The organism is Curtobacterium sp. MCBA15_013, from assembly GCF_001865095.1.
Taxonomy (GTDB): domain Bacteria; phylum Actinomycetota; class Actinomycetes; order Actinomycetales; family Microbacteriaceae; genus Curtobacterium.
Genome location: NZ_MJGQ01000066.1, coordinates 2,178 through 2,490, shown reverse-complemented (window position 1 = coordinate 2,490; position 313 = coordinate 2,178). Strand labels below are relative to the sequence as shown.

Below are 313 nucleotides of genomic sequence, written 5' to 3'. Positions count from 1 at the left end.
CGCCGTGGCGCCGGGGAGCGCTGCTGAGCGGACGGACGCCGTCGCCACCGTGCGGGCCTCCGTGCTCGCCGGAGGCGCGAGCGCCGCCGCTGCACCGGGCGTGCAGGACGCGACGTTCGGCGGCCGGGCACTCCTCGTCCCCGAGGGCCACGGCGTCACGTTCGGCGGCCCCGCGGACGGCTCCGCCACCGGTGCCCTCGGTGGCAGCGCTGCCGGTTCCGCCGGGTCGGCAGCAGCCGTCGGCATCGTCGGTTCCGACGACCAGGTCTCCCTCGCCGCGGGGTCACGCGGCACCATCGCCGACGACGCGGTC

1 pseudogene is annotated in these 313 nt (G+C 78.9%); it reads left to right on the top strand.

Annotated elements, in window-relative coordinates:
* A pseudogene (locus BIV01_RS20050) lies at positions 1-313 on the top strand (hypothetical protein); the annotation flags it as partial.